Annotated in this window: 1 protein-coding gene; it reads left to right on the plus strand. The window is 50.7% G+C overall.

Annotation, left to right across the window (positions count from 1 at the left end):
• Positions 1–735, plus strand: a 735-nt coding sequence (locus KDK18_RS09280) for a hypothetical protein (protein ID WP_257254622.1), incomplete at its 5' end; no start/stop codon positions are given.
• Positions 736–1,044: the final 309 nt, after the last annotated feature.

Consider the following 1,044-nt stretch of genomic DNA (forward strand, 5'->3'; position numbering starts at 1 on the left):
ACCTGTTACTGTGTCTCCGAGGGCTTTGTTGAGGTTACGGAAGATCAGGAGCGGCAATACAAGTACGACAGAGATTGGCTAATCAAAGTGCTTAAGAACCACCTTAAGTTGTCAGGCGAACAGGTCACGGTGATTCCTGAACTGCTCGAGTGGCTGGGCAATATTCAGGTAGATGGGCAGCCCTACCAGGTTCTGCTTGCCAGACACCTGACCAGTATGAGCGGCTTCAAAAGCATTTATCAGAACTTGGAAAGTTGGCAGGGTAAGGCTCCCGGTGTGGTTCTAACAGTATCCGAGCGGTTTGACCATCTGCTTCCCTTGCCAGGCCCGTATCCGATTGTGTCGATTATGTCGCTGCTGTCTTCTGAAGGCCCTTGTGAAATAGATACCCGAAAACTGAAAGATGTACTGCGCGCAACCTTCCAGCCTGACCTTGGATCACTGGAGGTAGAGTGGGAGTACTATGGTAGCCAGGGACGGTTTGAAGCAAGTGGCTGCGAACCCTGGGATATTCGAGGTGGTCAACGCTGCAAGGTGGCGAACATGATTTACGATGCCTGGCTGGCAGGAAACCGGGGAGTAACGACTGAGCAGATCAAGGAGGAAGGCATCAGCTATACCCATCCACGAAACTGTTTCAATGACAGCGATCAGTGGGAAGACTATATCCAGTACGAGAACAGATTATGGAGCTTAAAGGCAGAGCCCCGCTCCAGACGAGCAGGCGTGTCCTAATGACAATCGGGAAAAGTTGACTTCAGCACCGGCTTCAGGCCGGTTTTTTTTGTCATTTTTTTAAGAAAATAACGCCGTCTACACTCTGTCTACTTCCCATCTACTCTCTGTCTACTCCGACTGTCCCATGATTGATCCTGCCTTTGGAAAAAACAAGAAGGAGCATGAAATGGAAGTGCAACACCTGAGCCAGAAAGAACTGGCCGACCGCTGGCGGATCAGCCCCTACACCCTCGAGAAATGGCGTATGCGTGGGTTGGGTCCCTGCTATATCAAGCTGGGTAATCGTGTCGTTTACCGGTTGTTAGA

This window comes from Endozoicomonas sp. SESOKO3 (assembly GCF_024606255.1).